We start from the raw sequence: 344 nt of genomic DNA, 5'->3' as shown, positions 1-344 counted from the left end.
CATCCACACACCCCTCCGAAACCCTCGAACTCCTCCTCCAGCAAGCCCTCCCGAACGTGAAAGGCAAAACGTTCACCTCAGCAGTCGTCGACTTCCCGCCCAACGCAAGCGCACATCCACACCGGCACGGCAAGGCATTCGTCTACGCCTACGTCCTCCAAGGCACCCTGCGCAGCAAGCTCGACGACAAGCCCGTGACCACCTACCACCAGGGCCAGAACTGGGTCGAACAACCAGGCACCCACCACGTCCTCACCGAGAACACCAGCACCACCAAACCCGCCAAACTCCTGGTCGTCTTCATCTCCAACACCGGAGACAAACTCAAAGTCGACGACCCCACC

General features: G+C 60.8%; 1 protein-coding gene. It reads left to right on the top strand.

Annotation, left to right across the window (positions count from 1 at the left end; all coding sequences use genetic code 11):
* A partial coding sequence (locus R2S09_RS40380; RefSeq protein ID WP_316746287.1) for a cupin domain-containing protein occupies nt 1–344 on the top strand: 344 nt, incomplete at both ends.

It is taken from the genome of Streptomyces sp. MK7 (assembly GCF_032658145.1).
Lineage (GTDB): Bacteria > Actinomycetota > Actinomycetes > Streptomycetales > Streptomycetaceae > Streptomyces > Streptomyces spiralis.
This window is presented reverse-complemented; position numbering and strand designations above follow the sequence as displayed.